Source organism: Streptosporangium sp. NPDC020072 (assembly GCF_040631445.1).
Taxonomy (GTDB): domain Bacteria; phylum Actinomycetota; class Actinomycetes; order Streptosporangiales; family Streptosporangiaceae; genus Streptosporangium.
Map to the genome: position 1 here is coordinate 152,022 of NZ_JBEYAB010000011.1, position 24,004 is coordinate 176,025.

The 24,004-nt window shown below is 63.6% G+C and carries 34 protein-coding genes; 8 read left to right on the top strand and 26 right to left on the bottom strand.

Annotated features, from left to right (window positions below; genetic code table 11):
* Window positions 1-2: 2 nt before the first annotated feature.
* The 3 genes from ABZ470_RS26420 to ABZ470_RS26430 form a co-directional block, all read right to left on the bottom strand.
* On the bottom strand, window positions 3-752 hold the full coding sequence (locus ABZ470_RS26420; protein ID WP_362914571.1) for a ParB/RepB/Spo0J family partition protein: 750 nt from the start codon (window positions 750-752) through the stop codon (window positions 3-5).
* A gap of 30 nt (window positions 753-782) precedes the next feature.
* Window positions 783-1,148, bottom strand: a complete 366-nt coding sequence (locus tag ABZ470_RS26425) for a hypothetical protein (RefSeq protein ID WP_362914573.1) — start codon at window positions 1,146-1,148, stop codon at window positions 783-785.
* Window positions 1,149-1,240: 92 nt separating this feature from the next.
* The gene (locus ABZ470_RS26430; protein ID WP_362914575.1) at window positions 1,241-2,026 is read right to left on the bottom strand and encodes a DNA adenine methylase; all 786 of its coding nucleotides are present in this window, start codon (window positions 2,024-2,026) and stop codon (window positions 1,241-1,243) included.
* 471 nt (window positions 2,027-2,497) lie between these two features.
* Between ABZ470_RS26430 and ABZ470_RS26435 the strand changes: the two genes are divergently transcribed.
* The 3 genes from ABZ470_RS26435 to ABZ470_RS26445 all read left to right on the top strand — a co-directional run bounded on the left by ABZ470_RS26435 (window position 2,498) and on the right by ABZ470_RS26445 (window position 4,290).
* Entirely contained in the window at window positions 2,498-3,142 is a 645-nt protein-coding gene (locus ABZ470_RS26435; protein WP_362914577.1) for a hypothetical protein, read from the top strand.
* On the top strand, window positions 3,139-3,588 hold the full coding sequence (locus ABZ470_RS26440) for a hypothetical protein (RefSeq protein ID WP_362914579.1): 450 nt from the start codon (window positions 3,139-3,141) through the stop codon (window positions 3,586-3,588). Before ABZ470_RS26435 ends, ABZ470_RS26440 begins: the two co-directional genes overlap by 4 nt.
* Window positions 3,589-3,696: 108 nt before the next feature.
* Window positions 3,697-4,290: a hypothetical protein gene (locus ABZ470_RS26445; RefSeq protein ID WP_362914581.1), complete on the top strand. Its 594-nt coding sequence runs from the start codon at window positions 3,697-3,699 to the stop codon at window positions 4,288-4,290.
* A 31-nt stretch (window positions 4,291-4,321) separates the two neighbouring features.
* Here the strand turns inward: ABZ470_RS26445 and ABZ470_RS26450 are convergent, their stop codons facing one another.
* From ABZ470_RS26450 to ABZ470_RS26550, 21 genes are all read right to left on the bottom strand, one after another.
* A complete protein-coding gene (locus ABZ470_RS26450) occupies window positions 4,322-4,546 on the bottom strand; it encodes a helix-turn-helix domain-containing protein (RefSeq protein WP_362914583.1) in 225 nt (74 codons plus the stop codon).
* A gap of 372 nt (window positions 4,547-4,918) precedes the next feature.
* Complete coding sequence (locus tag ABZ470_RS26455; protein WP_362914585.1) at window positions 4,919-5,311, bottom strand: TFIIB-type zinc finger domain-containing protein; 393 nt, start codon at window positions 5,309-5,311, stop codon at window positions 4,919-4,921.
* Window positions 5,312-5,819: 508 nt separating this feature from the next.
* Complete coding sequence (locus ABZ470_RS26460; protein WP_362914587.1) at window positions 5,820-6,506, bottom strand: hypothetical protein; 687 nt, start codon at window positions 6,504-6,506, stop codon at window positions 5,820-5,822.
* 82 nt (window positions 6,507-6,588) lie between these two features.
* The gene (locus ABZ470_RS26465; protein ID WP_362914589.1) at window positions 6,589-7,242 is read right to left on the bottom strand and encodes a hypothetical protein; all 654 of its coding nucleotides are present in this window, start codon (window positions 7,240-7,242) and stop codon (window positions 6,589-6,591) included.
* A 1,476-nt stretch (window positions 7,243-8,718) separates the two neighbouring features.
* Complete coding sequence (locus ABZ470_RS26470) at window positions 8,719-9,618, bottom strand: hypothetical protein (protein ID WP_362914591.1); 900 nt, start codon at window positions 9,616-9,618, stop codon at window positions 8,719-8,721.
* A 179-nt stretch (window positions 9,619-9,797) separates the two neighbouring features.
* Complete coding sequence (locus ABZ470_RS26475; protein WP_362914593.1) at window positions 9,798-10,922, bottom strand: hypothetical protein; 1,125 nt, start codon at window positions 10,920-10,922, stop codon at window positions 9,798-9,800.
* A 186-nt stretch (window positions 10,923-11,108) separates the two neighbouring features.
* Entirely contained in the window at window positions 11,109-11,459 is a 351-nt protein-coding gene (locus ABZ470_RS26480; RefSeq protein WP_362914595.1) for a hypothetical protein, read from the bottom strand.
* Window positions 11,449-11,721: a hypothetical protein gene (locus ABZ470_RS26485; RefSeq protein ID WP_362914597.1), complete on the bottom strand. Its 273-nt coding sequence runs from the start codon at window positions 11,719-11,721 to the stop codon at window positions 11,449-11,451. The genes ABZ470_RS26480 and ABZ470_RS26485 overlap by 11 nt, the downstream gene beginning before the upstream one ends.
* Window positions 11,718-12,005, bottom strand: coding sequence for a WhiB family transcriptional regulator (locus tag ABZ470_RS26490; RefSeq protein WP_362914599.1), 288 nt, complete (start codon window positions 12,003-12,005; stop codon window positions 11,718-11,720). The genes ABZ470_RS26485 and ABZ470_RS26490 overlap by 4 nt, the downstream gene beginning before the upstream one ends.
* A 477-nt stretch (window positions 12,006-12,482) precedes the next feature.
* Window positions 12,483-13,415 (bottom strand): hypothetical protein, encoded by a 933-nt coding sequence (locus ABZ470_RS26495; RefSeq protein ID WP_362914601.1) that lies wholly within the window; start codon window positions 13,413-13,415, stop codon window positions 12,483-12,485.
* Entirely contained in the window at window positions 13,412-13,960 is a 549-nt protein-coding gene (locus ABZ470_RS26500; protein ID WP_362914603.1) for a hypothetical protein, read from the bottom strand. Before ABZ470_RS26500 ends, ABZ470_RS26495 begins: the two co-directional genes overlap by 4 nt.
* Window positions 13,957-14,184: a hypothetical protein gene (locus ABZ470_RS26505; RefSeq protein WP_362914605.1), complete on the bottom strand. Its 228-nt coding sequence runs from the start codon at window positions 14,182-14,184 to the stop codon at window positions 13,957-13,959. Before ABZ470_RS26505 ends, ABZ470_RS26500 begins: the two co-directional genes overlap by 4 nt.
* Window positions 14,185-14,192: 8 nt before the next feature.
* On the bottom strand, window positions 14,193-14,555 hold the full coding sequence (locus ABZ470_RS26510) for a hypothetical protein (RefSeq protein ID WP_362914607.1): 363 nt from the start codon (window positions 14,553-14,555) through the stop codon (window positions 14,193-14,195).
* Window positions 14,552-14,905, bottom strand: a complete 354-nt coding sequence (locus ABZ470_RS26515; RefSeq protein ID WP_362914609.1) for a hypothetical protein — start codon at window positions 14,903-14,905, stop codon at window positions 14,552-14,554. Before ABZ470_RS26515 ends, ABZ470_RS26510 begins: the two co-directional genes overlap by 4 nt.
* Window positions 14,906-15,058: 153 nt before the next feature.
* Entirely contained in the window at window positions 15,059-15,313 is a 255-nt protein-coding gene (locus ABZ470_RS26520; protein WP_362914611.1) for a hypothetical protein, read from the bottom strand.
* A gap of 58 nt (window positions 15,314-15,371) precedes the next feature.
* On the bottom strand, window positions 15,372-15,794 hold the full coding sequence (locus ABZ470_RS26525; RefSeq protein ID WP_362914613.1) for a hypothetical protein: 423 nt from the start codon (window positions 15,792-15,794) through the stop codon (window positions 15,372-15,374).
* Window positions 15,791-17,494: a hypothetical protein gene (locus ABZ470_RS26530; protein ID WP_362914615.1), complete on the bottom strand. Its 1,704-nt coding sequence runs from the start codon at window positions 17,492-17,494 to the stop codon at window positions 15,791-15,793. Before ABZ470_RS26530 ends, ABZ470_RS26525 begins: the two co-directional genes overlap by 4 nt.
* On the bottom strand, window positions 17,494-18,471 hold the full coding sequence (locus ABZ470_RS26535; protein WP_362914617.1) for a hypothetical protein: 978 nt from the start codon (window positions 18,469-18,471) through the stop codon (window positions 17,494-17,496). Before ABZ470_RS26535 ends, ABZ470_RS26530 begins: the two co-directional genes overlap by 1 nt.
* Window positions 18,468-18,668, bottom strand: coding sequence for a hypothetical protein (locus ABZ470_RS26540; RefSeq protein ID WP_362914619.1), 201 nt, complete (start codon window positions 18,666-18,668; stop codon window positions 18,468-18,470). The genes ABZ470_RS26535 and ABZ470_RS26540 overlap by 4 nt, the downstream gene beginning before the upstream one ends.
* Entirely contained in the window at window positions 18,665-18,868 is a 204-nt protein-coding gene (locus ABZ470_RS26545; RefSeq protein ID WP_362914621.1) for a hypothetical protein, read from the bottom strand. The genes ABZ470_RS26540 and ABZ470_RS26545 overlap by 4 nt, the downstream gene beginning before the upstream one ends.
* Before the next feature lie 19 nt (window positions 18,869-18,887).
* Window positions 18,888-19,181, bottom strand: coding sequence for a hypothetical protein (locus tag ABZ470_RS26550; RefSeq protein WP_362914623.1), 294 nt, complete (start codon window positions 19,179-19,181; stop codon window positions 18,888-18,890).
* Between the two features lie 275 nt (window positions 19,182-19,456).
* On the opposite strand from ABZ470_RS26550, the gene ABZ470_RS26555 reads away from it, so the two are divergent.
* On the top strand, window positions 19,457-19,960 hold the full coding sequence (locus tag ABZ470_RS26555) for a hypothetical protein (protein ID WP_362914625.1): 504 nt from the start codon (window positions 19,457-19,459) through the stop codon (window positions 19,958-19,960).
* Between the two features lie 78 nt (window positions 19,961-20,038).
* On the opposite strand, the gene ABZ470_RS26560 is transcribed toward ABZ470_RS26555, so the two are convergent.
* Window positions 20,039-20,302 carry a hypothetical protein gene (locus ABZ470_RS26560; RefSeq protein ID WP_362914627.1) on the bottom strand — a complete coding sequence of 88 codons (264 nt, stop codon included), beginning with the start codon at window positions 20,300-20,302 and terminating at the stop codon, window positions 20,039-20,041.
* A gap of 156 nt (window positions 20,303-20,458) precedes the next feature.
* Between ABZ470_RS26560 and ABZ470_RS26565 the strand changes: the two genes are divergently transcribed.
* The 4 genes from ABZ470_RS26565 (at window position 20,459) to ABZ470_RS26580 (ending at window position 23,052) form a co-directional block, all read left to right on the top strand.
* Entirely contained in the window at window positions 20,459-20,866 is a 408-nt protein-coding gene (locus tag ABZ470_RS26565; RefSeq protein WP_362914629.1) for a helix-turn-helix transcriptional regulator, read from the top strand.
* A gap of 57 nt (window positions 20,867-20,923) precedes the next feature.
* The gene (locus ABZ470_RS26570) at window positions 20,924-21,394 is read left to right on the top strand and encodes a hypothetical protein (RefSeq protein WP_362914631.1); all 471 of its coding nucleotides are present in this window, start codon (window positions 20,924-20,926) and stop codon (window positions 21,392-21,394) included.
* Between the two features lie 15 nt (window positions 21,395-21,409).
* A complete protein-coding gene (locus ABZ470_RS26575; protein ID WP_362914633.1) occupies window positions 21,410-22,501 on the top strand; it encodes an MAB_1171c family putative transporter in 1,092 nt (363 codons plus the stop codon).
* Between the two features lie 116 nt (window positions 22,502-22,617).
* Complete coding sequence (locus tag ABZ470_RS26580; RefSeq protein WP_362914635.1) at window positions 22,618-23,052, top strand: hypothetical protein; 435 nt, start codon at window positions 22,618-22,620, stop codon at window positions 23,050-23,052.
* A gap of 418 nt (window positions 23,053-23,470) precedes the next feature.
* On the opposite strand, the gene ABZ470_RS26585 is transcribed toward ABZ470_RS26580, so the two are convergent.
* Entirely contained in the window at window positions 23,471-23,953 is a 483-nt protein-coding gene (locus tag ABZ470_RS26585) for a winged helix-turn-helix domain-containing protein (RefSeq protein WP_362914637.1), read from the bottom strand.
* Window positions 23,954-24,004 lie beyond the last annotated feature (51 nt).

Here is a 24,004-nt window from a genome sequence, read left to right on the forward strand (position 1 = left end):
TGCTAGTCGGCATAGGTGCGCAGCGCGGCCAGCACGATGTGAGTGGTCGGGGCGTCGCCGTCGCGGGCCCTGATACGGCTGAGCAGCGTGGTCATCTCGGTGTGCTCGGCGGCGGTCAGCGTGATGAGGAAGTCAGCCGTCACGCCGGCCTTCGGGCGGGGCGGCGGTGCGTCGTCCTCGGCCGTGCCGTCGTCGTCCAGGTCGTCCTCGGCTTCCTCGTCGTCGAGGTCGATGCGTGGCTGCGGCCGCGGCCGTTCTTCCTGGATGCCGTCGTGGTCATCCGGCCTGGCAGTACGAGGGTTGGCGGGGCGGTCATCGACAATTGCGATACCGCTATCAATGTCGGCGAGCAGGTTGTTTAGGTCGTCGTCGGACCAGCCGGTGCCGTCGAGGTCGTCGAGGCCACGCAGCAGCTCGGCAAGAGCTTGGTCGTCATACGCTCCGTACTCGGCGGTGCGGTTGTCTGCGAGCATGATCCTCGTGGCGGCATCGTCGTCCACGTCCACGATCAAGGCGGGCACTTCGACCAGGCCGTGCTTCTTCGCGCCGCGCCAGCGGTGTTCACCGGCGATGATCCGCATCCGCGACTGCTGAACCAGGACGGTGCCGTAGAAGCCGTTCCGCGCGATCGACGCGGCGATCACGTCCACGTCGCCGCGGTGCGGATTCTCGGGGTGCGGTTCCAGGTCGGTAACCGGGACCATGCGGTAGGTCTGGGCGATAACGCTCGGCATGGCGCCTCCGACGATCATCCGAAGAAAGAGGGGATGGAGAAGCCCAGCTCAGTAGCCGGTTTGCTCGCAGGAATACGCCTTGTCGAACTCGTAGCCGTCGTAGTAGCCGATGGCCAGCACGCACCACACCTGGTCACCCGCGTGGTTCGGCGCCGATGTGGATGCCGAGCACGAGGCGTAGCCGCCCCAGCAGCCTTTCTCGTCGTAGCCAACGGCGCTGCCGTTCTCCAGTAGCTGCACCTGGATGTCGAGGTCCACCGCGCGGGGGTTGCTGCTGCAGCTCATCGTGCCTTTGGTGTGCATGCGGCTGTTCGACCAGTACGGCGTCTGCACGGTGAGGCCGCATGCCTCGGCGGACGCGGGTACAGCGGTGGCGACGGCGGGGATGACGGCCGCCAGGAGTACGGAGAGCACGAGGGCGATGCGCTTGAACATTTAGGACCTTCTAGGTTAATTGCGATACCGCTATCAGCGGAGTTTTCAGTCGGGCATGCCCTGATCTTTAGTTATCGGTTGACCCAGATCGACTCGACCGCCAAGGTGCGCACGTCCGACGACGCCTGCCGCACCCGGTAGTCGATGCGGCGCCACCCAGCCAGCACCTCGTCATACAGCTGCGACCGGTAACCGGACAGGACGACCGCGCCACGGCAGGCGTTCAGTAGTTCCAGCAGCTGCACGTGCTCGTCGTCGGCGTCCATCTCCTTGACGTACCGGCCCGACCCAGCCGCGTTCCGCGTCGAACGAAGGTATGGCGGGTCGAGGTAGAACGCCGTGGTCGGCGAGTCCATGCGGGCGATGAGCTCCAGGGCGTCACACTGCTCGATGAACGCTTCACGAAGTCGAGCCGCGTGCCAACGCAACGCGCTGCCCATGCGCTTCGCGGTCATGGGGTTGTTCACCCGGGTACGGGACGTCGGGCGTCGCCATGACGCGCCGGCCTCGCCGGATCGGGACTGGGTGCACTGAATCCACCAGCGGCGCGCCCGCTCCAGGTCGGAAGCACTGGTGTCGCCGAGCTTCGCCGCGGCGTGCTCGGCGCGAGCGTACGGGGTGAGCTGGATAGCGCGCTGCAGGTCACGAGGTTGGTCGCGCAGTACCCGCATGAAGCACACGAGGTCGCCGTTGAGGTCGTTGATCGTCTCGATCTTCGCGGGCTCCTTGGCGAAGAACACCGCAGCGGACCCGGCGAAGGGCTCACAGTACACCTCATGCTTGGGCAGCAGCGAGGAAAGGAAAGGGCCGAGCCGACCCTTAGCGCCGTAGTACTGAAACGGAGGGCGAAGCGCCATGTGCTCCCCCTTATATCCAAGCACGGATGATCTAGTGGCTCAGGTACACGCTGTGCTCGACGAGGACGAAGCCCCCGAAGTGGTCAGAAGGCGCTCGCGGAGCCGTACGGAGCTCGGCGAACCGCTGCGAAGGTGGCGCTTCTCGACCTACTGCTAAGTCATTGACCTGCAGAAATTTCTCAGATCGATTTTAACAAGATCGATCTCAGGGTCCATTGGATTACATTCGGAAGGTCGCGAACACCCCCCAGCGTTGATTTGGGACACGCGAATCTTTCGTACTCAATGCTCTAAATTTCCACGAAAACGACGAATGCGAAGTTCCACGCCAGACCATTCCACCAGTACCGCGTTACACCACGACCGAATTACCGATATAAGGCCGACCAAATTTACGATCGAGACGGTCACCCGACACAACTCCACCCCTGCGCTAGCATGAGACATACGCTTCACCCCAAGGGAGTGCATGTGAGGATTTCCAATCCCATCACTTCTCTACTATCTCGCGCACACAAACTAATATCACAGCAAAGCGAAAAAAGGAGAGCCAAAGCAGATAAGAAAGAAAGGGAAGCTGCGCAAATAGAAATTGAAAAGCTCCTCATCCGCTTAGCCAAGCGTCGAGCAATAACCCCCGAGCGCCGCATTCGCTATACAATTGAAAAGCTCCTCATCCGCTTAGCCAAGCATCGAGTAATAACCCCCAAGCGCCGCATTCGCTATACAAATGCAATTACAGACTCCATCCCCCTCTACAGAGAGCGCCTCCCCCACTACCAGGCAGAGGGCATCTCTATAAGCTCAAAAATCCTCGAAGAACTGGCACAACGCTTCGCACATCTTCCAGGCCTCCCCGATAATGGGGCTTATCACCTATTAGGATCCTATGCCGCATACGTATATACCGCCAAGGAAGCAGCCAGCCAAGAAGAAACGATCGATCCAGCAATCGATTTGCTAAAGCTAAGCGAAAATGAAGAAACTGTAAGCTCGGCCCGCACTATGGCCGAAGGGCTAGATAACCTGTTCAAGCGACTGGGGCCCCCACCTCCCCATCTCCGCTCTGGAGACAGGACACCACTTCTACTCGGAGGCGGGGGAGCAGCTGAATGACTCCCGGTCAACAACAAACGCAGCCCACTGGCCTTGAGATAGCGGTTCAATGGGGACAGCTTCCGCCCGAGCACCTACGCGCCGCACTGAAAGCGCTTGAACCTCAGCTCGCCCGGGAGCACGCTTATCGGATGGCCTGCTTGAAGGCCGAGATGCAGTCGGAGAAAGACCGACGCGCCCACGTGCTGCGCATGACAGGCCTCGTGGCAGGGCTTGCCATGGCGGTTGGCATGCTCGCCGCCGCCGTCGTACTTGGCGTCAACGGTCAACCGTGGCTGGCGGCCGCCCTGTCAGGCCCGAGCGTGATCGTGCTCGTCAAGATCTTCGTGCTCGGTCACGTCGGTGCCGACGACGTCAAGCAGCTCATGAAGGGGAGCAACTCCCAGATGCCCGCCCCGCCTCAGCCAGCGCCGGAGCCGACGCCAGGTAGCCCGCCGTTTGTCTGACTGGGGACACTGAGCGATCACTCGTGAACATAACAGATCGGTGATCCCCAAATCGCGATTTGGTGAATCATCTAGCAGCGTACCGGCCGACAGCGATCAAATGTCTCCGTGACCGATGCCAACCCTAGGAAGTCAAAAAAAGTACCGAAAATACCTCGGGCAAGATTGGCGATCATTCAGGCCTCCCTGACGGTATGTATGGGGGTTGCACTAGCGACCACAGCCACATACTTATCCTCAGGGGAGAACGACACATCGTTCATTCCAACCCTTATTTCTTTCTTGATTTCATTAACCCTCGGCGGGGTAAGCGCAATTGTTATCCGCTTGACCAGGAGGTCCGATCAGCCCACAGCGCCTGTAGATCCTGGCGAACGACTTCGCCACCGCATAAAAGCAGTCAACAATGCCTTCGAGCAGGCCAACACTATATTTGCCGAAGCCGGTGCTCTCACCGAGGAACTACGACGCGAACTCATCGCACAACAAGCTGCTCATCAGCAGCTCGTGGAGGAAGCTGAGCGCCAGCGCGTCCTGATCAACATGGATCGCGAAGAGGCTGAAGCTGTTCAGTCACTCATCTTCGGAAATACTCAAGCGGACAAGAAGCGTCAACGCATCCGCGAATGGGCCTTCTTCCTCTCGGGACTAGTTCTCGCCGTCCCCATCAACATTGTGTCGAACCTCATCTGGCCCAGCTAGCAGATGTCAGTCAAGGCGCGAGTTATAGCGTCTACTCCGTCGGGCTCGTTCGGGGCACCCGTCGGTTACCGCCCCGCGACCGCAGTTCCACCCCCGCCTCCTGCAGCAGCCGGTGAACGAACCCGTATGAGCGGCGCAGCGAGATCGCCAGAGCTCGAACCGACTCGCCCTCCAAGTATCGGCGCTTCAGGTCCGTCTTCAGCGTCTCACGCTCTTCGCCCGTCACCCTCTGGTACTTCTTCGTCTTCACAGCCATCACAGCCACCCCTGTCTGATTTTTAAGCGGCCGACGTCAATCGGGCTCGCATCGCGTCTCGAGCTTCTGGCGTTTCGGGCACAGGATCGCCCCGCCAGATGCAGCCTTCGATCGTGGCCAGATCCGCGAGGTCGTACACGACCTCGCGGCCGGATTTCCCCAGCACCCGCACGCTGTACCGGCGCGCCCACTGGCGGATCGTCACCGCTTCCCGGCCTAGCCGTACCGCGGCGGTTTTCGCTGTCGCAGGGGACATGAACCACCCCCGAGCAGCAGAAAGCCCTCGAACCACTGATTCGGTCCGAGGGCATACGTCTTCCGTTGGCGGAAAGTGTTACACACCCCTGCCGACCCACGCAAGCGGTACCGCTATTAGCTCGCTATCTCTGCTTCCACCCGGCCTGCGGCTTCCGGCTCTGAGACGTGCGTCCCGCATGTGGTGCACACGTAGAAGCCCGCCGCGGCGTCCCACCGGAACGACCGCTCCCCGCACCGGCACCTGGCCGGCGTCCACGCGGGCGGTTCGTCTCCCGCCATCCGTTCCAGCACTGTTCGCCATGACAGGGCGAAGTCCATCAGGCCCACCAGGTCCTCACGGACGAGGATGCTCTCCAGTCGGCCCGACTCCGTCAACCACCCCACCGCTCGCGACCGAGCGACCGCCGACCGGGAACCGCCCAGACGCGCCCCGGCCTTCAGCCACGCCCGCGCCTGGTCCTCGACGTCGAGCAGCTCACCCGTCAGCTTCTCCAGCAGGTCCCCCACCGGCGACGCATCCGGCTTCGGCCTCGACCCCGACACCCTCGACCACTTCGACGGCGGCCGGAATCCGTCCACCTCCCGGGCGAGCTGCGCAGCGAACGTATCCACCTCCAGCAACGCCCTCCGTACCGTCGCCACACACCGACCGCACACCAGCGGCTCCCCCGGCCGCCACTGAACCTCAGGAACTTCAGGCTCCGCAGGCGGGTCGCCCTTCTCCCCCTCGCACACCCACGCATCCACCAAATCCGCGTGCGCGTCACGAGCCGCCTCGAACGCAGCCCAGGCCCGCCGCTGACGCCCGTTGCACGGACCCACGCACGCACCACCAACAGCAGACACCGCAACCCCCAACACTCCAGGCGAAAACCACCACACCCTACAAGATCAATTTCTTTTCGCAAGGACCAAGCCGAGTACGGCGTCCCGCCGGACCTTGGACCGGCCCCCCGGGGGACGCGAAAGCGCCGGTCCGCGCGATGCGGACCGGCGCCGATGTGCGGCATTGAGCCTAGACACGAATGCCCGCGCGGCTGGCAAGCCGTCGCGCGTTCCGGGCGATGCGCAACACGTCATCCCATGCATGGCGCTGTGTCGCTGCCCGGATGGTCTGCAGGAGGACCAGCGTGCCCGCGATGTACTGGCCGGTCTGTGTAGCGCTCTCCCGTGTGGCGCGGGTCTCCGCTCCGATGAAGGCGGCGCTACTCCAGCTCACGGAGATCCCGCCGGTGCTGTTTCGTTCGGCCGTCACGTCGAGACTGACCCCATGCTGTGCCAGCACGGCGCAGCACAGTTCTACGGCGTGCTTCACGGTGGCCAGCCTCATGCGCTGCAGGGATTCCCGGTCGCTCGGCTGGACAACGGGAAGTGTGGCGATGAACGGGCGGATGCCCTGCCCTCGTAGGACGTAGCCGACCCACGGGGTTCGCGGGGTCAGTCCGGCCACGACGAAGACCATCTCTCGGTACTCACTCCGAACGCCGTGGTAGGTGACCTCGGTACCGGCGGGAAGGTAGGCCGCCAAGGCGTCAGCCGCCTCCCGTGCGATCTTGCCCGCTCCCCGCTGCAACATGCTGCCCAACACGCACGGGATGGGTTGGGTCGTGCACATGCGGCACTGCTGCGTGTGGGTGCGGAGGCTGGCTAGGGCGCTGAGGGCGTGTTCCCTGGTCACTTCGGCTTGTTCGCGGCGGATCATGTGGTTCTCCTGTTGGGCTTTGTGGTGTTGGTCGGTGAAGGCGGGTGCGCCCGTGGTGGCGTCACGGGCGCACCCGTAGGGGTTAGGCGTTGGCTGCGGCTTCTTCGGCAGCGTCGGCAAGCGTCTTGGCGTCGGCTTCGACGGTCAGGGCCGCGATGATCTCCCGGACCTGATCCCAGGTCAGGCCACGCTCTGACATGACGTCGTCGTAGGTCTCGGCCGTGTGCGGGGCCTTGAACTTCTCGGCGAACTTCCACGTCAGGCGGACAGCGGCGACGTCAGCAGCACGCTTAGCAGCGGCCTTGCGACGCGCTTCGATCTCCGCCCGGTAGTCGGCCATGCTCGGCAGGTCGGTCAGGAACTTCTGAACCTGTGCGGCGCTCGTTCCGGGGACCTTGCCCAGGTCGATCAGGATCGCCTGACCGAATCCGACCTGTGCGGCCACGTGCATACCGATCAGGGCATAGGTGGAGAACTTCCGTGCGTTCTTACCGGTGCCGTGCGTCGCGATGCACTCGGCGGGCAGGTCGGTCAGGTCATCACCCGTGAGAATGCGGTCGGCAACGCTGCCCTCAGCATCGGCCTTGGCAAGGGCGTCAAGGCGACCCGTGGCAGCCAATCCCAGGACAACGGCCCCGATCGGGCGGGAGACTCCGAGCCGGGTGAAGGTCTTGGGGTAGGCGACGGTCACGGCTTCGATCGCGTCGAACAGGTATGCGGGGTTGTTGTCGAGCATTGATGAGCCTTTCGGGGTTGGGTGCCCGCCCGGGGTCCGGGCGGGCGGGATGGTTACAGGACTTGTGTGGCCTGAGACTCTTCGCCAATAGCGGTTTCGCTATCAGCTTGTGTGGTCGCCTTGCGGCTCTGGCGTCGCCGTCTGATCAGGAGCCCGGCCGTGATCGCTACGCCCACGACCAGTAGCAGCACCCCGGGTAGGAGGGGTGTTTCGTTGGATCGGGGGTCCGCGTTGATCTCGCTAGGCGTGTCGGACGGTTCTTGGTCAGGGGCGCCGAAGGCGTGTGACGTTCCGGGCGGGGTCGGTCCGGGCGGTCCGGTTGGCCCGCCCGGACCGGTTAGACCGGTTGGACCGGGGTTGCCGTTCTTGCCGGACGGTCCCGCCGGACCTGTAGGCCCTGCCGGACCGGGTTTACCGGTTCCGGTTGGACCGGTCGGACCGGGGTTGCCGTCCTTGCCTGGCTTGCCGGTCGGTCCAGGGTCGCCCTTGTCACCCTTGTCGCCCTTCGGTCCGGGGTCGCCCTTGTCGCCCTTCGGTCCGGGGACAGAGATGTGTGTCGGGGTGACAGTGATGGCGGGTCCGGGGTCGCCCTGCTTGCCTTGTGGCCCCATGGGACCGACGGGTCCGGTTTCGCCGGGGTTCCCCTTCGGTCCGGGCGGTCCGGCGGGTCCGGTAGGTCCGGGGTCGCCTTGCGCCCCTTGCGGTCCGGGGTCGCCCTGTGCGCCTTGCGGTCCGGGGTCGCCGGGGTCGCCCTTCGGTCCGGGCGGTCCCGGGGGTCCGGGCGGTCCGGAGACCGTTACCGTGACGGTGGGTTCGGCTGCAACGAAGGACATCACCTCTTCCCCTCCCTGCAGCGTGTTCGCTACCAGGATCGCGATAGCTGCGCTGGTCAGCCATGCGATCCGTGCGCTGTGTCGTATCTGCACATTACAAACCGTAGACCGATATAGACATTCAGGGAACCGGATTAGACAACGCTTTCATGTCATGTTTGCAACAAAGTCATCACGACCCTCGGGAACCCAGGAACCCCAACAAAGGGGAACATGTGTTCGATATCCGCGCCGATGGCTAATCGTGTGCATTGGCGCAAGGCGGCAACCTTTCGGCAACTGCGACTTCGCGGCCACCCCTAGAGGGCACCTCATGCAATGATCTTGAAATGACACCCCCAGAGCGATGTAGAGCGTCTAACCGTCCTAGGGGTAGTCCTACTACCGAGCATGCGGAGTTCGTCCGTCTCCGTTGACCTCAGAGCGTTACATGCGGTTCGCTTGGTTCATTTAGTTCACTTAGACGATTTTTTTGTTCCACTTGGACCACACTCTCCTGCCGGAACCGAGGAGGAGGACCAGCTTCGGCAACGAGGAGGTTCGGCTCGTTTTCCCCGACCTGGAGCGCATCCTGCGCGCAGTCCGGCCTTCCGCCTTGCCACGTTTGTGCTGGTGGCGGATCAAACGAATCCGCCACCAGTCGTCACAGGTCCGGCCGAGCCTTGGCGTCGCCTGCGCAGCTTATGCACGGCTGGGGAAGCCAGTGCTTGTCGCACCGGTCGGTCGCACGACCAGCGCGAACCGCCTTGGTTTCCTGGTTGCGCGTGGTCTCACGCCAAGTGCGCAAGTCTGCGGTGGGGATGCCCGCGACGTAGACGTGCAGGGACTTGCGGACGCTGTTCTCGCGGGCAATGGTCTGGGCGATGCGCTCGGCCTCGTCGAGAGGGCATCCGATCCGCGTGGTGATGACTCGTGCGGCGCGACTGGCGACCGGCGACTTCTTCTCTTGAGTGATCTCGTCGTCTTCCGGGTGGTCGGCGGCCGGTCGGTACGGTTCCTCCTCGACCTCGTGCGGAGATGATGAGGATTGAGAGTGAGGAGTGAGATGAGGATTGGGGGGAAGTCCAGACTTCCCCCTTTCCGGTCCAAACTTCCCCCTTTTGTCATCAGACTTCCCCCTTTCGGTCTCGGAAAGGGGGAAGTCTGGACTTCCTGGTTTCCAGTTGTCCACACTGTTATCCACAGGAGAAAAGGGGAAGTCTGAGCTTCCCCCTTTCTGGTCATCGGATTCCAGGTCTACCGGACGGGGCGGCTGCCCCGGCAGGTAACCAGGCATCGGCGGAATGTAGAACACGGTTGCCTTCCGGCGCCCTCCCCCGGCTTCAAGCACGACAAGCAGGCCGGCCGCCACCAACCGCTCCCTCAGCGCTTTGACCGATCGCACGTCGATCCTCGCCCAGTGCGCGATCTCCTCGCGTGTCAGCCAGCCGGTGCGGGTGTGGTCGTTGATCCTGCGAGCGATGGCAATCAATGCGAGCAGATCCCTCGGCGGGGTCGCCTTCGGCGCGTTGATCGCCACCTCGTCGGCCAGCTTGTACCCCATCAGGCCCCTTCACGTGCTGGTCTTCTCCAAGAAAGCCACCGAGGGAAGAGGCGTCCGGTAACGATAGCGGTACCGCTATTAGCATTCATCTGGCTCTTGGTGCTCGCCCTGTCAGGGCTTAGGTCTGACGTCACTCACGGTCGGGCAGAACGTGGTAGACCTCGCCGATCTCCTGTCGATCACGCGGCGTCTCCGTTGTACCGCGCGAACACAGCGTTGATGGCTTCGAGCTCCGCCTTCGCCTTGTCACGGTCGGCCTTGACCTCGCCCAGCTCGACGAGGAGGTTGTCCCGGTCGGCGCGAACCTTTTCCAAGGCAGTTCGAGCCAGATCCCGGTCGGTGAGGGCTTGGTCTCGCTCGGCTTCGGTTCTCCGGATCGCCTGTTCGAACCCAAGGAGCGCCCGCAGCGCCGGGCCCGCGGTGGCCGGCGGCGACATTTCAGCGGACGACGCAGGTGCGGGGGTCGTCCGCGCAGCGCTCTTCTCGACCGGTGCGACTACCAGGGGCTGGGAAACGGGCTTCGGTGTGGTTTTGGTGACGGTGAGTCCGCCGTCGTTCCACTCCAAGGCGACCCACCACACCGGAGGGGTTGCCCGAGGCCGGTGGCAGCGGGTGTGCTCGGTTCGGTTGAGGTACTGGCGGACATCCTGCTCGTGCACGGTGTCCCAGTCGGGACAGGCGGTCTTGATGATCTGAGCCAGGGCGCCCTGCCACTGAACACCGACGACTCCGCCGTTGGTCAGCGGCTTGTCTCCCTGCTCACGTGCGGCGTCACGCAGCAGGCCCCACAGGGCTTCGGCGTCGGCGGTGATGTCGCGGGGCTTCGTGACGTGGGCGGTCTCTCTGGTCGTCGGCACGGTGATTCCTTCGGTGGCGGCGTTGGTGTTCTTGGTGAGCTGTGCAATTACTTCGTCCTTGCGGGTGTGCAGCATCTCCGCGAAGGGCTGAGCGTCGATCGGACCAGGGGTGTGGAGAAGGCCTCCTGATACGTACGGTCTGAGGCCGTGGGAGTAGGCGGCGGCGAGGAGCGCTTCAACGCTCCACCAGGTATCGCGGGGCATGCTGTCGGCTTTCTCGGTGGCGACGGCCATAGGTGAAGGCTTCGTGGGATGGTTTTGCAGCAAAGACCGGATCTTGGTCTTGTAGTTGTCCAGGCCGTGACCTATGGCCTGAAGTGGGATTTCAGCGGACCGGCCGTTCTGAGGATTGGTGATCACCCAGCGACCGTTGCCGAGCGTCATCGTGAAGCCGAGGCGATCGGTCTCAGTCTCGACGAGTTTCTTCACATCAGACTTGCTGGTCATCCGTGTCTGTCCTTTCGATGGCGGCCCAGTTCACGAGGTCGTCAATGATCAAGAGAGAGGCGCGCTGGCCTTTTTGAGTTGGTGGAGCCCAGCTGTGCCAGCCCACTGATCGAGCCCACCGTTGACCGTGGTCGCGCCGCGCGAGTCTGCACCAGCGGCAGCCGCCCGGCGCGACCTCTTGTTCGATCACCCGCCGCTACGCATCCGGCGTCGCTCACGGCGAGCCATGTGAAGCCGGATGCCGTACACGCCGCCGCGGCGGTGCGGAATCCACTCGGCCTCGACGTAGCCGCCGAGCTCGACGCCCACGGTGCGGACTGTGTCCACCATCTCCGTCATGGACATGGGGTAGAGGCGGCCGCAGCTGTCGAGCCACACGACGAACCCGGCGGCACGTCCGCGGGCGAACTCGCCCAACTCGAGTCGAGCAGTAAACGGTTCCGGGGCTTTCCACACGACTTCGCCTAGCGGTGCCCATGCGGTGCGCAACAGGTTGCCGAATTCGTCGAACGGCACCAGGCCCTCGTCAGTGGGCATGGTTGTTCTTCTTGTCGAGCTGGGCTAGAGCATGGCGAGCGATGGCCGCTCCGCGCAGTCCGCTCGGTGGATTAGGGAGAGGCACGCGCGCGAGTTTCGCTGTCGGCGTCGGCGGTTCGGTCCATCCGTTAGCTCGGAGCCAGAGAACGAACTCGAATGCGAAGTCGGTCGTACTGGTGCGGCCAACGATGTCGGTGTGGTCGCGGTCGTAGACGCGGTTTGCGAGAGCCCTGGTCGCGGCTTCTATGGCGTCGCTCGTCATGGGGTTCTTCTTTCTTGTGCTGGGTCTCGTTGCTGGCTGAGGTAGGAGGTGCGCTCAGCCTCGTCGAGTCCTCCGGCAACGCCGTGCTGGACAACGCTGACTTGCAGGTGCCATTCCAGGCATTCGGTCCGGACGGGGCATCGACGGCAGATCGTCTTCGCTTTTCCCGTTCGGGTTTCTTTCTCTTTGGTGTTCTCCCGGGTTTCGCCTTCGCCTGGTCCGAAGAACAGTTCGAGGCGTTCGCCTTTGCAGGCTGCGCGGTCTCGCCAGGAGGAAATGGCCATTAGCGTCTCCGCATCAGACCCAGTGCGTAAGCGGCCGCACTGTACCTTTCGGCTTGCCTCGGTGAAACTCGCATCTCGTCTGCGGCTTCTTGTGGCGATTTACCGCTAGTGCGGAGGGCTGCGTACTTGTAGACCCGGGTGAGGCTGCGTGGTGTGACAGGCATCCAGGCCGGTTCTGCGTCGGAGACGGGCCGGATGATGTATCCGGCGTGGTCCAGCGCAGCGAGGATGGTGTCGGCCGTGGGCGTGCTGGAGGCTAGGACCTTGGAGATGATGTCGGCCGGTGTACCGCCTCCGGTCGGATCTTTAATAGCAGTAACGCTATTAGCTTCGCTCATAGCATTGGCCTTCCAGAGGTCTCTGGGCACTTCTTGACGGTGAACAGCTCATCTTGATAGCCAACGACTTCGTCTCCAACGACTACTGGTTCACTTTCGATCACCGGTTCGCTTTCGGCCGGTCGGTCGCGGTCCCTGGTCACGCGGATTTCCGTTCCCGTAGTTCATTGAGGTTGATGTTCGCTCGAAGTAACGCCCGCTCCAGTGCTGCCCAGCTCGTACCGAGCCGTTCAGCGAGACGTTCGCCGTCGATCTCTAAGGTTTTCGGGTTGATCGGCGGGTCGGTGGCGAGCACAAACCGAATGTCCTCAATCAGGGCGCTGCGGTTCCGTATGATCCGCATGCCGTCGAAGCTTCCTCGGTCGTGGAGCCGCTTGAGGTGGACTTCACAGAGCAGTCGCTCGTCCTTGGCCCCGCGGATGCAGGTGGGGTGGGAGCATCGGATCGTCGTCCACGGCTGGACCGCAGGGTCGTCGATGGCGTCCGCCCACGCCTCCATCGGATACCACCCGTTGGACATTGCCCGTTTGCGAGAGGCAGTGACAGCTGTGGACCGGCAGTGGTCATACGGGTTGAGCTGAATCAGGACGTCGTAGGTCTCCCGGATCAAGCGGGCGGTCCGCACGAGAACCACGGTTCGTTCTCCGCGTCGGATCGACTTGAGGCCTGACCAGTCAGCTCCTGTACGGTGGGCTACCTCGCGCATGGGCCATCCGGCGACCGACAGCGCTCGCAGTCTCCGCATGGCCCCTACTGTGCTGATCAGGTAGTTGTCCGGTAGGTCGTCCACGGTCACTGTGAGAAGTGCGTCGGATACTCGCGCTGTGATTCGACCGGGAGGGGGAAGCTGCCGGGCTGGGGTGCCTTCAGCGATGTGGCTCACTGTGGTGCCGCCGATTCCAGCGAGTTGGCCGATGGCCTCGTAGCTGACGAGCCAGATCCGGTGCAGGTTCTTCACATGCTCGCGGGCCTTAGTGGCGTCTATCATCCCTCGCCAGGTGCCGGCCTTGATCTGCCGGGCGCGTTTTTGCTCGTAGCGGCGCCGGGCTTCGGCGAGTGCGTCGCGGCTCATCGGGTCACCTCTGGCCACGTCATCCGGTCCAGCGCTACCCGGTGTGCTTGCGGCATGATCGCCAGCGGGTGGCCGAGGTAGTCGGCTCCCATCGCAGCGAGCACTGCGGCGTCGGCCATGTCATGGTTGCCGCCTGTGACGAATACCGGCAGTCGTCGAGCGATGGAATCGACAATTTCCGTCTTGGAGCCGACGCCCTTGCCGAGCGCGTATGTCTTGAGCGTGGCTTGCGGCACCTCGACGACGGGCACACCAGCATCCGCGATGATGCCCATCGTCCGGTAGTAGAGGTAACTCCGTTCCCCGGCGCCGCCGCGGCCGCCGTCCTGCCGGTTGAACACCAACTTCTCGACGAGGACGAGGTCCGCTTTCTCTGCGCTGGTGAGCACGATGATTCGGCTGGCCAGGTCATTGAGCACCTGGTATTTCGCCCGCAGGGGCAGTTTGGTGACGCCGTCGCGTCCGACCTTTTCGCACCAGCCGACTCCGGTGGCCATGCCGGTGCTGGTGATGGAGATGTCGAGTCCAACGATGTGAGGAGTCACGTCCACTCCTTTGGGGTTCTGAGGACTTTGTGCAGGTCGTGATCGAGGAAGTAGTCGGACCACATGGCGGGGTCCTTGGCGACTTGCTCGGTCGGTCTGGTGGCCCGGTAGTCACGAGTGCTGCGGAGACGGCGCCGCTCCGCTCGCAGACCGACCACCACCAGGAGCCCAAGCGTGATGACGCCCGTCACCGTCAGTGCGCCGATCGCTGCGAGGATGTTCACCGTGACCTTCACGCTGGGTCCCCGTGGAGGACGTCGAGCTGGGCACGAAGCGAAGTCTTCTCGGCGGCCGAGGCGAGCAGGTCACGCTCGGCTGACTCGGCCCGCTGCGCCATGGCGGTTAGCTCCTCGTTCAGCTTGTACGCCAACTCGGATGCGGCTTCGTACTGGGAGCGAAGTCCGGCCATCTCAATCTCGGTGTCGCGCCGCATCATCTCGGCGCCGACGGTCAGTCCAAGCAGGGTGCCGACGCCCAGGCAGGCGATGGCGATGACGAGCGCCCACATACCACCGAAGATGACCAGCCCCCCGAAGAACGCAATGATCACGCCGAGTACGAAGTACTTCTGGTACGGTTCGGCCTTCGTCTTCACTTTGTGACCTCGCCCTCAATGCTGAGGATGTTCGGGTAGGACGAGGTGGCCGGAATTCGCCATCCGTTGATCTTGAACCGGTAGGTGTGGCCGGGCTTGAGCGCGCCGTAGATGTCGGAGCTGTTGAACTTCCCGCTCAGCAGGGCGTCGGTGTTCTCGTAGACACCCTGATCAGTGAAGATGAGGTACCTGCAGTTGCGGCTGCTGTCGCACACTCGCTCCTTCGACTCAACTGTGGCGGTCTCGACGCGGCCTGTGCTGGTTTTGATCAGCCCGATGACGACGGCGAGCACCAGAAGAGCTACTAGGGTGAGACATCCGGTCATGAGTTCTCTGTCGGTGCGTCTCACCAGGCACCCCCCTGAGCAGCGCCGGTTGAGGTATCCCAACCGATCTCAAGGACACGAGCGGGCCACCCGGGCAGGGTGATGGTGTAGGTATTCACGATCTTCCTAAGTGGTCTTGTCGGCGTGGGCCTGCTGCAGGCCGAACTGGGTGAGGAGTCAGGTGGTGGCGTTTTCGCGGGCGTACTGCTCGCCGTCGAGCTGCTGCAGTGCGGCCACGATGTCTCCGCGCCAGCCGACGACGGCGGAGGACAGCCGGTCGGCGATCTGCAGGGCCTCCTGCAGGGCGGCCCGGTCGGTCAGGGCGGCGGGGTAGCGGCGGTTCCCCATTGCGAGGACGGTCTCGTGTGCGGATAGCCGATGCTCGATCGTGGCGGGGGTGACGTCGTCGTACTCGACGGTGATGCTCTTCATCGAAGCTCCTTGAGGGGCGAGCCCGGCGCCCGCGGGGCGCAGGCGCCGAACGGGGCAGTTAGATGTGGTGGTCGGGAGGAAGCAGGGCGTAGGGGTCTTCGACCTCCTCGCCGTGCCAGGCGGTAGCGAGGCGGACGATGACGACCCATGCGGCGTCGTGGGCCGTGCGGGCCAGAGGGGCGCCGGATCGGGCGTGTTCGGACAGGTCCTGGTGCACGTCGCGGATGCGCTCCATGCGCTCTACGAGCTCGTCGAGCCTGTACCGGAGCCGCTCGTATTCTTCGCGGATCGTGGGTTCCGGCATGTACTCAACGAGCAGCCGGAACGCCTTGCAGAGCAGGCAGCGGTGATGGTCTACGCATGCTCCTGCGTGGCGCGCGATCTCCGCGAACAGGGAGGTGCGGCGCTCGCGCTCGCGTTTGGCCCGCGCGAGCCGGTCAGCACGGAATGCCGCCCGTTGCTCGTTGGTCAGCGGTATCACTGGCCACCGCCTGGGATGACCTCGCTGTTGGTGAGCTTCTGTAGGAAGGCGGCGAGGTCGGCGTTGGTCGCCTCGGTGACTGGCTTTCCCATGTGCTGCTCAAACGCAGTGGAAAGCTGTTGGTTGGAGCCGCCGAGGTCGGACCAGCCGTTGACGATGCGCTGCTGCAGGTCCTTGCGGCGGTCGGCGGCCTGCTGCATGAGCAGCCTGACCCCGTCGTTCACCTGCGCGGCGTTGAGGTCCTTCGTCGAGGCGACGGTGACGCCCAAGTGCCCGGAGATCCAGGCGAACCGGGCCTCGTCGTTGGCCTTGGTCGCGCCCTTGCCGGTGTGGATGGTGACACCGGCTTCCCCCAGCCAGATGCCGAGGTCGCGCAGTGCCTTGGCGGTCGGCTTCGGCTGCTCCTCTTCGACGACCACCGCGTCCACGATGACTTCGCCGTCATCGGCCGCCGCAACGTTCTGCGCGCGGGTGGCCTCGAGAAGCGCTTCGCCTCGCTCGGACACCTTGCGGGGTTCGTCCGCGATCGGACCTGCGGCGGGCTGGCCGAGCTGGTTGGCGAACTGCTGGAGCTGCTGCAGAGTCGCGGCCTTCAGCGTGGTGCCGGTCGCTTTCTTGAACTCGGTGTGGAGCTGGCTCATCGTGCCGGGCCATGCGGTCATGATGTGCTGGCGAATCCGGTCCGCTTCGGGTTCGCTCGCCTCCGGCGCCGCGTCCGATCCCTGCGGCGGGTTGTGCGGAGGCTCCTCGCGTGGGGCCTTGGACTCGTCGGGCTGTGCAGCGGCCGGGGCGGGCTGTCCCTGCGGTCCGTCCTTGTCCGGCTGCGGGAGGAAGGTGGCGACGCGCGCCTTGGCCGCGGCCACCACCTCTTGCTCCCGGCCCGCCCAAGCGGGGTCGAGCTTGGACGTCCTCCAGATCGCCTCGACGGCGTCGCGGTCCGGGGCGGCCTCGATCATCGCGAGGTAGTCGGTCGCGGGCGCGGCCTCGATCGCTCGCTGTCCACCACCGCGGCCTAGCTCGGCGCGGCGCGCGACCTCGCCCGACATTAGCTCGTCGAACCCGATGCCCTCGATCGTCAGGCCGGGCACCATGTACGTCGCGACCTTGACCACGCGGTCCTTGTCGTCGAGGAACGATCCGGTGCGCTCGGCCACGTACAGCCAGGCGTCCACGTACGTCCCCGCGTGGGCGAGGAACTCGGCGGCGTTCGGCAGCTCGGCCGCAGCGTTGCCGCCCTTGCTGTCGAGTCTCCACAGACCCAGGCTGGGCACTTCCTTGAGGAAGACTCCGAGCCTGGTGTGCGGCTTGCAGGCCCGGCTCTTGATGTCGCGGTCCGCGCCGCACAGGCAGGGGCCGACGAACGGGGGCTGCATCGCGACGCCGGTACAGCGACGAATGCACAGCTTGCCATCCCAGAGCTCCATGTTCTGGCTCAGCCCGTTGGGCGGGACGATGACGGGGATGCGCTGCGCGTTGGTGATGACCTCGAACTGCGGGCCCTGCGGCGACTTCCATGGCTTGACCTCGCCGCCGTAGTTTTCGGCGACGCCCCGGATCATGTCCTCGGACGGCGACGTGAATCGGAACGTGTCGATCTTGCTGGGGTACTCCTTGCCGTTCTTGCTCATCTTCTTGATGCCGAGACGGATCCGGCCGTCCTGCCAGTGACGGCGCTGCAGTACGGAGGGGTCGATGGGCATCAGGCGGCGTCCTTCCTGGTTGTGGTCTTGCTCGGGGGCTGGATGGGCTTGAAGCCGCGCATTTCGAGCCCGTGGACGTAGTGCGCGAGCGGCAGCAGCCCGCAGAACGCCTCGAATGCCGCGGCGTCGGCCGGGAGTGGCACGAAGCCGTAGCCGTTCGTCCTGAGGTTGAGGATCGCCGCGCCGACGAACTCTGGGACGGGGAACTCGTGGCTGTCGTCGTGGTGGTCGCTCTCGCCGTACCTGCAGTCGGGCGGGCAGATGAGCGCGACTTCCGCGTTCCGTAGCGCGGCGAGCTGCATCAGATGGTCCTCGTAGACGGCGCTGGCTGGCTTGGTGAGGCTCGTCTTGATGTCCACGAGCCACAGCCCGGACGGTGTCGGGAGCGGGGTGGCCGGCACCGCGCGGGGCTTGAATTTCGGGACGATCGGCGACGTCGAGCTGGGGAATCGCAAGCGGGCCCAGATGTCGCTCGTCCCGCCGTACGGGATCGTGCGGTTGATGACCGTGCACTCGGCCGCCTTGATGTCGCGGCGGATGTCCACTCCGAAATCGCGCAGGAACTGCAGGTAGGCGTCCACGAACGGCTCGGCTTCCTCGTCCGGGATGTACGGGGCACCGAGGTTGATGGCCTCAGCGATGTTGTGGACTCGGCTTCCGAGGTCGGCTTTCTTGTCCCACTGGAGGCGGTATTGCTTCTTGGCCTCCTTGATGAACGCCTCCATGTCGTCGGGGTCGGCGGCTGCGCGGATCGCGGCGGGGAGGTTGTCCATCAGCCAGATCGCGGTGTCCCTCGCGGCGGCGGGAGCCAGCGCCTCGATCATGTGCTGGTCGAGCGCGTTGGTGACGCTGATCTTCATCCGGTTCGGGTCGTCCAGGTCGCACATCGGGTCGCAGTAGTAGCGGCCCTTGCTGGTGGGGACGGCATGGCTCGGGTCGTATTCGTCCCGCTCCTCGTCGAGGATGGTGATGTTCATGCACCACCGCCGATGTGCCCGTCGTAGTCGGCTTGTCCGTATGGGCTGAACCGGTACTCGTCTTCGGTCATGGGGTCGAGGCCGGGGCCGCCGCGGTAGATGGGCCAGCGCGGTACGTGTTGTTCGTCGTTCTTGAGTGCGCTGATGTACTCGGTCAGTTCGGGGTCGGTGGGGAGAGCGATGCTGGGCGGGGTCATGGGTGTCCTTCCTCGGCGGCTACCAGGAGTTTTCGGCCGGTCTCTTCGACGAGGTCGTAGGCGGCGTCGTAGTCGCCGAGGATGTCGGCGAGTAGATGGATGAGCTCGGATTTGGCATCCCAGGACCAGTGCTGAGCTGCTCTTGCGGCGATGAGCCGCACCAGTTCGTCGTGAGTCAGTGGCGTTGTGGTGTTGGGCATGCTAAATGCGGTATCGCTATTAGCTGTTTGAGGTGTATGTGGCGTACACCCGGAGGACCTTTTCGCCGTCGTTCCCGGTGACGGTGCGGGTGACGGCCTTGTAGGTCCCGGTGCCGGGAGCAATGGCGCCGCAGCGCTTGATGGCGTTGACCATCCGGCTGGTTTCGCGCCTCCCCTCGGTCGTGAGGGGGTTTTCGGCCACTACCGCCCACTGGTCGGGGCGGTCCCTGAGGCTGGCGGCGATAGGGGCGTAGTCGATCTTTGTAGTAGCTCGCGGCGCTGGATCTTCCCAGCTGAGGATGCCGATGGACATGGTGCTCCCATGGTCAAGGTTGGTGTGGTGTAGGCCGGGACGCTTTGATGCGTTCCTGATTCAGTCACGCATGCATCTACCGACACAACCGACACTATCGTCCACCGAGACGCGATGCAACACTTTGAACAGAAAGATGAACTTTTTGTTCAAGGTGAATCTTCGCAGCTAGAAGCACTAGTTACATAGAGTGACGAGCACTGCGAACGCTTTGTGCGCCATGTTGATAATGTTGCGCAAAGTGCATCCGACCCGCCGAAGGGACACTGACACGCATGGCCAAGGTCGAAGACGTGGTGCAGCTCATAGCTGACCGCAGGGAACACCCCGGGCCGCTGCGCCGCCGCATCTCCTCACGCGCCGCTACCAGCCGGTTCACCGAACTCAGCGGCGATCCTCTATCTGTGGGGACCTGGCGGCGGATTGAGCTGGGCGAGAAGGTCCCAGAAGACCGAGAAGTAGTGTTCATGTCGGCCGCGATCAATGACTTGGCGGGCTCGGAGCTCATCACGCCAGATGACCTAGCTCAGCATGGGCGGCCAACGGCCGCCGACTTGCTTCGACAGTGGAACCAGGAGAAGAAAGCCAAGAGCGATCCAGAGCACTCCCTTACCACCGACTCGCTCCAGCAGAGACTGCAGGACATGATCAGCGAGATACACGCCTTGCCCGGAATCTCTGCCTCGGAGAAGTCACAAATGGAAAAAGTCTTGCTGTCTCACATTGAATCCACCATCAAGGCTTACAGCACGCAGCTACGCATCCTTAAGCCTCGGTAACACAGGGTGGGCGCCAGGAAGTAGCCGTCCCCCAGCCGAGCTCCCAGCCGAGTTGGCGCGGATTCATTGAGCCTTGCTTCATCGCAAGCTCGCAAGGATCCGCGCATGCCTCTGTCCAAGTTCAAACGCCTTACGGGCAGCTTGGGCGCGTCGCCAGCCAACCATGAGATGGAACGTTGCAAGCGTAGATGCGACTGCCAACATGCCCAGCGGCAGCACCATTGCACCGGCCAGGCCGCCTGCCGCGATCAGGACGAAGAGCGAAGAGAGCGTCGCCACCCAGCCCGTAGCCGACATGACGGCCATAGCAAGTAGCCACACGCGAACCTCACGACTGATCATGGGCCGGGCCTTCCATCCTCTTCGACGGGCTAATGATCCTTCCTGCAGTCATAACGGGTTGTCAACTGCAAAACAACACTATTCGCCAGTTTTCCCCTTCTACGGCGATATGTGTACTGTTGAACTACAACGACCCCGGGCGCGAGGAGCGGCAGCGTGGCATTCTCTGCTGAGCGGCTGGCCATGGCGTTGGAGCGCAAGGGCCTATCCGCCCGCAAGGCCGCTCGTGAGCTGAGGCGCATCCGGCCAGAGCTACGCGTCACACACGCTTACATCAGCTTCTTGGCAAACGGAACACGTACAAATCCATCTGCCGACGTCGCGGGCGCGCTGGCGCACCTGCTTGATGTGACAGTGGACTGGCTTCTTGGAGGGCAAGACCCCCCCTTGCAAGCAGCCGAGGACCAGCAGCACCAGAAAGTCCGCGAAGGGTTAGCTGACCTCGGTGTGCAACACATCGCCGAACGCCTTGTCGGCTTGTCGCCGTTGTCTTTGGAAGCCGTCGAGAGAATGGTGGACGCAATGCGTGCGGCCGAACGCCTTGATGGCGACCCCGACGGGTAACGCTTCCGGTCACGAGCGTAGCTACCCGATTTCGCGCATGCGCGGAAGGTTGTGATATTGCCCTCCCCCACGCTGCTGGATGCCTTGGCAGCGGCTCCCATCTCGTATCCCTTTAGCCTCGAAGAATTCATCGCGCAGATGCGGGCGCTCCGTCTACGTCCGCTGCATATGCACGATCTACCCGCTGAGGCTGCTGGTGCTGTGTCCGGGCTGTGGATCGCAACTCGCCGCGCCGACCATATCTTCGTCGCGCCTGGCGCATCTGGACTGCTGCGCGTCAACATCATCCTGCACGAGGTCTCACACATGCTGCTGGGGCACGGCCGAGTCGGCGGAGATGTAGAGGAAGTCTTGCGCCGCCTGCTCAAGCCCACAGTGATGGGAGCACGCAGCGGTCGCTACGAGACTGTCGAAGAGCGAGACGCGGAAAAGCTCGCAACGCTCATCCTGACCCGTGCACACACTCCCCCGGAGAACGACGACGCATCCCTTCGTCGTCTCTCCAGAACCTTCGGATACAACACCTAAATATCGAGGAGTCACATGACCGCCATGGATTGGCTGGTCCTGAGCTTGCTGTGGGGAGCATCGATCTCCCGCATCCGACCTGCCCGGCATTCCCTTGAGCACCGCGTGCTGTGGGGGGCGTTCACTGGTCTGGCCCTGTCCCGCGTGTTCACCGCCGCGCCAGTGGTGACATGGATGGACACCACCACCGGAACCGAGCTGGCCACCCTGCTCCGGCACTTAACCGGTCTCACCTCCGCCACATGCCTGCTGGCGTACGTAGAAGCGATTACCCGGCATGGGCGACCATCGTGGGCTCGTTGGATCTGGCCGACCGCCGCCGTGGTGATGACCATCCTCGTCGCCATGTTCGCCGCCCGCGGTGGCCGCATCTACTGGATCGACGGCGCACATGCTCCGTTTCCAACCGCGCCGTCCGGCCGCGTCTACTTGGCGGTGTTCGACGCCTGGCTCATGACCTGCCTCACGGCGGCCGGCTGGATGTTCGCCAGGTACGCGCGGGTCGCGCCACCGCTGTTGCGGCTCGGCCTAGTGCTGTCCACTATCGGCATGGTCGCTGGAGTGATCAATCGGGCGCACGTCATGACCGTCAATATGGTCACCTTGCTCGACTCTGGCACGAGCCTGCGGGAGACCCCGATTCTCGGTCGGGTGACCCTGCTGGTGTGCATCATCGGCATCACGGCCGGCACGTCGATCCCAGCCTGGCGAACCGGGATGGCCAGGCTGCGCGACATGGCGACACTTCGGGAACTGCGGCCGCTCTGGAAAGCGCTCGTAATTCAGTACCCGGACCTGTCACTGCCGATGGAGATACCCATGCGCGGCCGGGTGGTGAGGCGCGTACTGGAGATCCGCGACGGGATGCTCAATCTGACCACGGTCAGTGAACCGCCGCCGAGTGACGACCCAGGCGTAGTGGCCGAGTGGGTGGCTGACACTCTGGCCGCTGCCCGTACCGGGTGTGAGCCTGGGGTGCCATCCGGCACGATTCCGGGCCCTGATTTTGCTGGTGACATGCAGAGGGAGACAAAGTGGCTGGGACAGGTCGCGACGAAGTTCAATCAGCTCGACAGCGGCCGGAGAAGCGTTTCGCTCGACTCCTGACCGATGTGTTCGCTCCGATGTGGATTGTGATCGGTCTGCCCCTGGCGGTAGGTGCGGTCACCTCTGGATGGGGAGGGTTGGGCTGGGGGGCTCTTGCCGCTGGTCTGTGCGGAGGCGTGCCTGCCGTGGTCATCTTCGGTGGGGTTCGGCAGGGTTGGTTCGGGGACTGGCACATTGGGGAGCGGTCTCAACGGCCCAAGCTGGTTGCCGTCATCGTCGTGCTGGTTTTTGTAGCGCTTGCCCTGCTGGTGGTGCTGGGCGCTCCACGGATGATGGTGGCGTGCGTGGCTATCATGCTCGCTACGCTCGCCGTCGTCGGGCCAATCACGCTGCACTGGAAGATCTCGTTTCACACGGCTGTGGCCTCGGGTGCGGTGGTGATGCTCGCGTGGATTTTGCCAGCGGTGCCCATGCTCGTGATCGGCGGTGTGGTGGTGGCGAGTATTGGGTGGGCCCGCGTTGTGATCCTTGACCACACCTCCGCTCAGGTTCTCGCTGGAGCTGCGGCCGGTGGCGTCGCCACGGCGGTAACGCTCACGCTACTAGGCTAAGAGGAACGTTCCACGCCTTGAAAGCAAAACGCGACGCGCCATCAAGTTACCCTACCGTAATAGTAGACAAGAGAACCCAAATATACTTTTATGGCCATCACAAACCGGCGAATATGCGTTCACCGCAGGCCACCCGCAACGCCAACGGCAGCGCAGCACCGGGAGCGATAGGAACCATAGAAAAAAGGGGGCTGATCATGACGCGAGCGATGATAACCATCACTCTGGTTTTCATCATGAGCACAGCTGCGTTAGCAGCGCTTTTCATCGAGTTCGATGACCTTGACCGCCTAGACGCCACCTATGCAGCAGGTGCGGGGCTAGGTGTCACCGCTAGCTTGGCAGCGGCCGTGCGGCGACGTCCAACGATAAAGTCATCGGTTACCGCTTACGCAGCGGGGTGTAGCGAACACGCTGATTAAGCGTCCGGCCACTTATCGGGAGTCGCTACAAATGTCCCGATCGCGGGCACGGTATAAACCCAACCTTGTTCACGCAGTAGAGCAAGAGCAGCACGCACCGTTTTCTTGGCTACTCCATACTTTTCCATCATCTCCGTCTCTGACGGCAGAACCTCATCCGTTTTGAAGTCACCGCGCCTGATGTCTGCGACCACAGCGGCCGCGACCTCTTCGCGTGGCCATGCTGGGCGAATCTTCGGAGCATCTTCGGGCCCGACGTACGACCCTTCGGTACGGACGGTATAGATCAGGCCTTCGTCACGAAGAACGCCCAAGGCCTTACGAACCGTCAACCGTGACGCGGCATGAGTCTCGCCGAGATCGGCTTCTGTAGGCAGCTGCTGGCCGGCCTTGAGTCGGCCAGCAGCGATGTCGTCCTTCACTGCGTTGACGATCATCTGGTAGATCGGCACGGGGCCGCGGACCGGTCGCTTGGGCATGCTCAAAGCATACATGCCTTGCACCTCCATACACATATACGGAACCAATAC

What these genes read in the sequence shown, in the direction of transcription:
- ABZ470_RS26420 (WP_362914571.1), bottom strand. Translation starts at nt 752, where the DNA reads ATGATCGTCGGAGGCGCCATGCCGAGCGTTATCGCCCAGACCTACCGC.
- ABZ470_RS26430 (WP_362914575.1), bottom strand. Translation starts at nt 2,026, where the DNA reads ATGGCGCTTCGCCCTCCGTTTCAGTACTACGGCGCTAAGGGTCGGCTC.
- ABZ470_RS26440 (WP_362914579.1), top strand. Translation starts at nt 3,139, where the DNA reads ATGACTCCCGGTCAACAACAAACGCAGCCCACTGGCCTTGAGATAGCG.
- ABZ470_RS26450 (WP_362914583.1), bottom strand. Translation starts at nt 4,546, where the DNA reads ATGGCTGTGAAGACGAAGAAGTACCAGAGGGTGACGGGCGAAGAGCGT.
- ABZ470_RS26460 (WP_362914587.1), bottom strand. Translation starts at nt 6,506, where the DNA reads ATGATCCGCCGCGAACAAGCCGAAGTGACCAGGGAACACGCCCTCAGC.
- ABZ470_RS26465 (WP_362914589.1), bottom strand. Translation starts at nt 7,242, where the DNA reads ATGCTCGACAACAACCCCGCATACCTGTTCGACGCGATCGAAGCCGTG.
- ABZ470_RS26470 (WP_362914591.1), bottom strand. Translation starts at nt 9,618, where the DNA reads ATGGGGTACAAGCTGGCCGACGAGGTGGCGATCAACGCGCCGAAGGCG.
- ABZ470_RS26475 (WP_362914593.1), bottom strand. Translation starts at nt 10,922, where the DNA reads ATGACCAGCAAGTCTGATGTGAAGAAACTCGTCGAGACTGAGACCGAT.
- ABZ470_RS26480 (WP_362914595.1), bottom strand. Translation starts at nt 11,459, where the DNA reads ATGCCCACTGACGAGGGCCTGGTGCCGTTCGACGAATTCGGCAACCTG.
- ABZ470_RS26485 (WP_362914597.1), bottom strand. Translation starts at nt 11,721, where the DNA reads ATGACGAGCGACGCCATAGAAGCCGCGACCAGGGCTCTCGCAAACCGC.
- ABZ470_RS26490 (WP_362914599.1), bottom strand. Translation starts at nt 12,005, where the DNA reads ATGGCCATTTCCTCCTGGCGAGACCGCGCAGCCTGCAAAGGCGAACGC.
- ABZ470_RS26495 (WP_362914601.1), bottom strand. Translation starts at nt 13,415, where the DNA reads ATGAGCCGCGACGCACTCGCCGAAGCCCGGCGCCGCTACGAGCAAAAA.
- ABZ470_RS26520 (WP_362914611.1), bottom strand. Translation starts at nt 15,313, where the DNA reads ATGAAGAGCATCACCGTCGAGTACGACGACGTCACCCCCGCCACGATC.
- ABZ470_RS26530 (WP_362914615.1), bottom strand. Translation starts at nt 17,494, where the DNA reads ATGCCCATCGACCCCTCCGTACTGCAGCGCCGTCACTGGCAGGACGGC.
- ABZ470_RS26535 (WP_362914617.1), bottom strand. Translation starts at nt 18,471, where the DNA reads ATGAACATCACCATCCTCGACGAGGAGCGGGACGAATACGACCCGAGC.
- ABZ470_RS26540 (WP_362914619.1), bottom strand. Translation starts at nt 18,668, where the DNA reads ATGACCCCGCCCAGCATCGCTCTCCCCACCGACCCCGAACTGACCGAG.
- ABZ470_RS26545 (WP_362914621.1), bottom strand. Translation starts at nt 18,868, where the DNA reads ATGCCCAACACCACAACGCCACTGACTCACGACGAACTGGTGCGGCTC.
- ABZ470_RS26550 (WP_362914623.1), bottom strand. Translation starts at nt 19,181, where the DNA reads ATGTCCATCGGCATCCTCAGCTGGGAAGATCCAGCGCCGCGAGCTACT.
- ABZ470_RS26555 (WP_362914625.1), top strand. Translation starts at nt 19,457, where the DNA reads ATGGCCAAGGTCGAAGACGTGGTGCAGCTCATAGCTGACCGCAGGGAA.
- ABZ470_RS26560 (WP_362914627.1), bottom strand. Translation starts at nt 20,302, where the DNA reads ATGATCAGTCGTGAGGTTCGCGTGTGGCTACTTGCTATGGCCGTCATG.
- ABZ470_RS26575 (WP_362914633.1), top strand. Translation starts at nt 21,410, where the DNA reads ATGACCGCCATGGATTGGCTGGTCCTGAGCTTGCTGTGGGGAGCATCG.
- ABZ470_RS26585 (WP_362914637.1), bottom strand. Translation starts at nt 23,953, where the DNA reads ATGCCCAAGCGACCGGTCCGCGGCCCCGTGCCGATCTACCAGATGATC.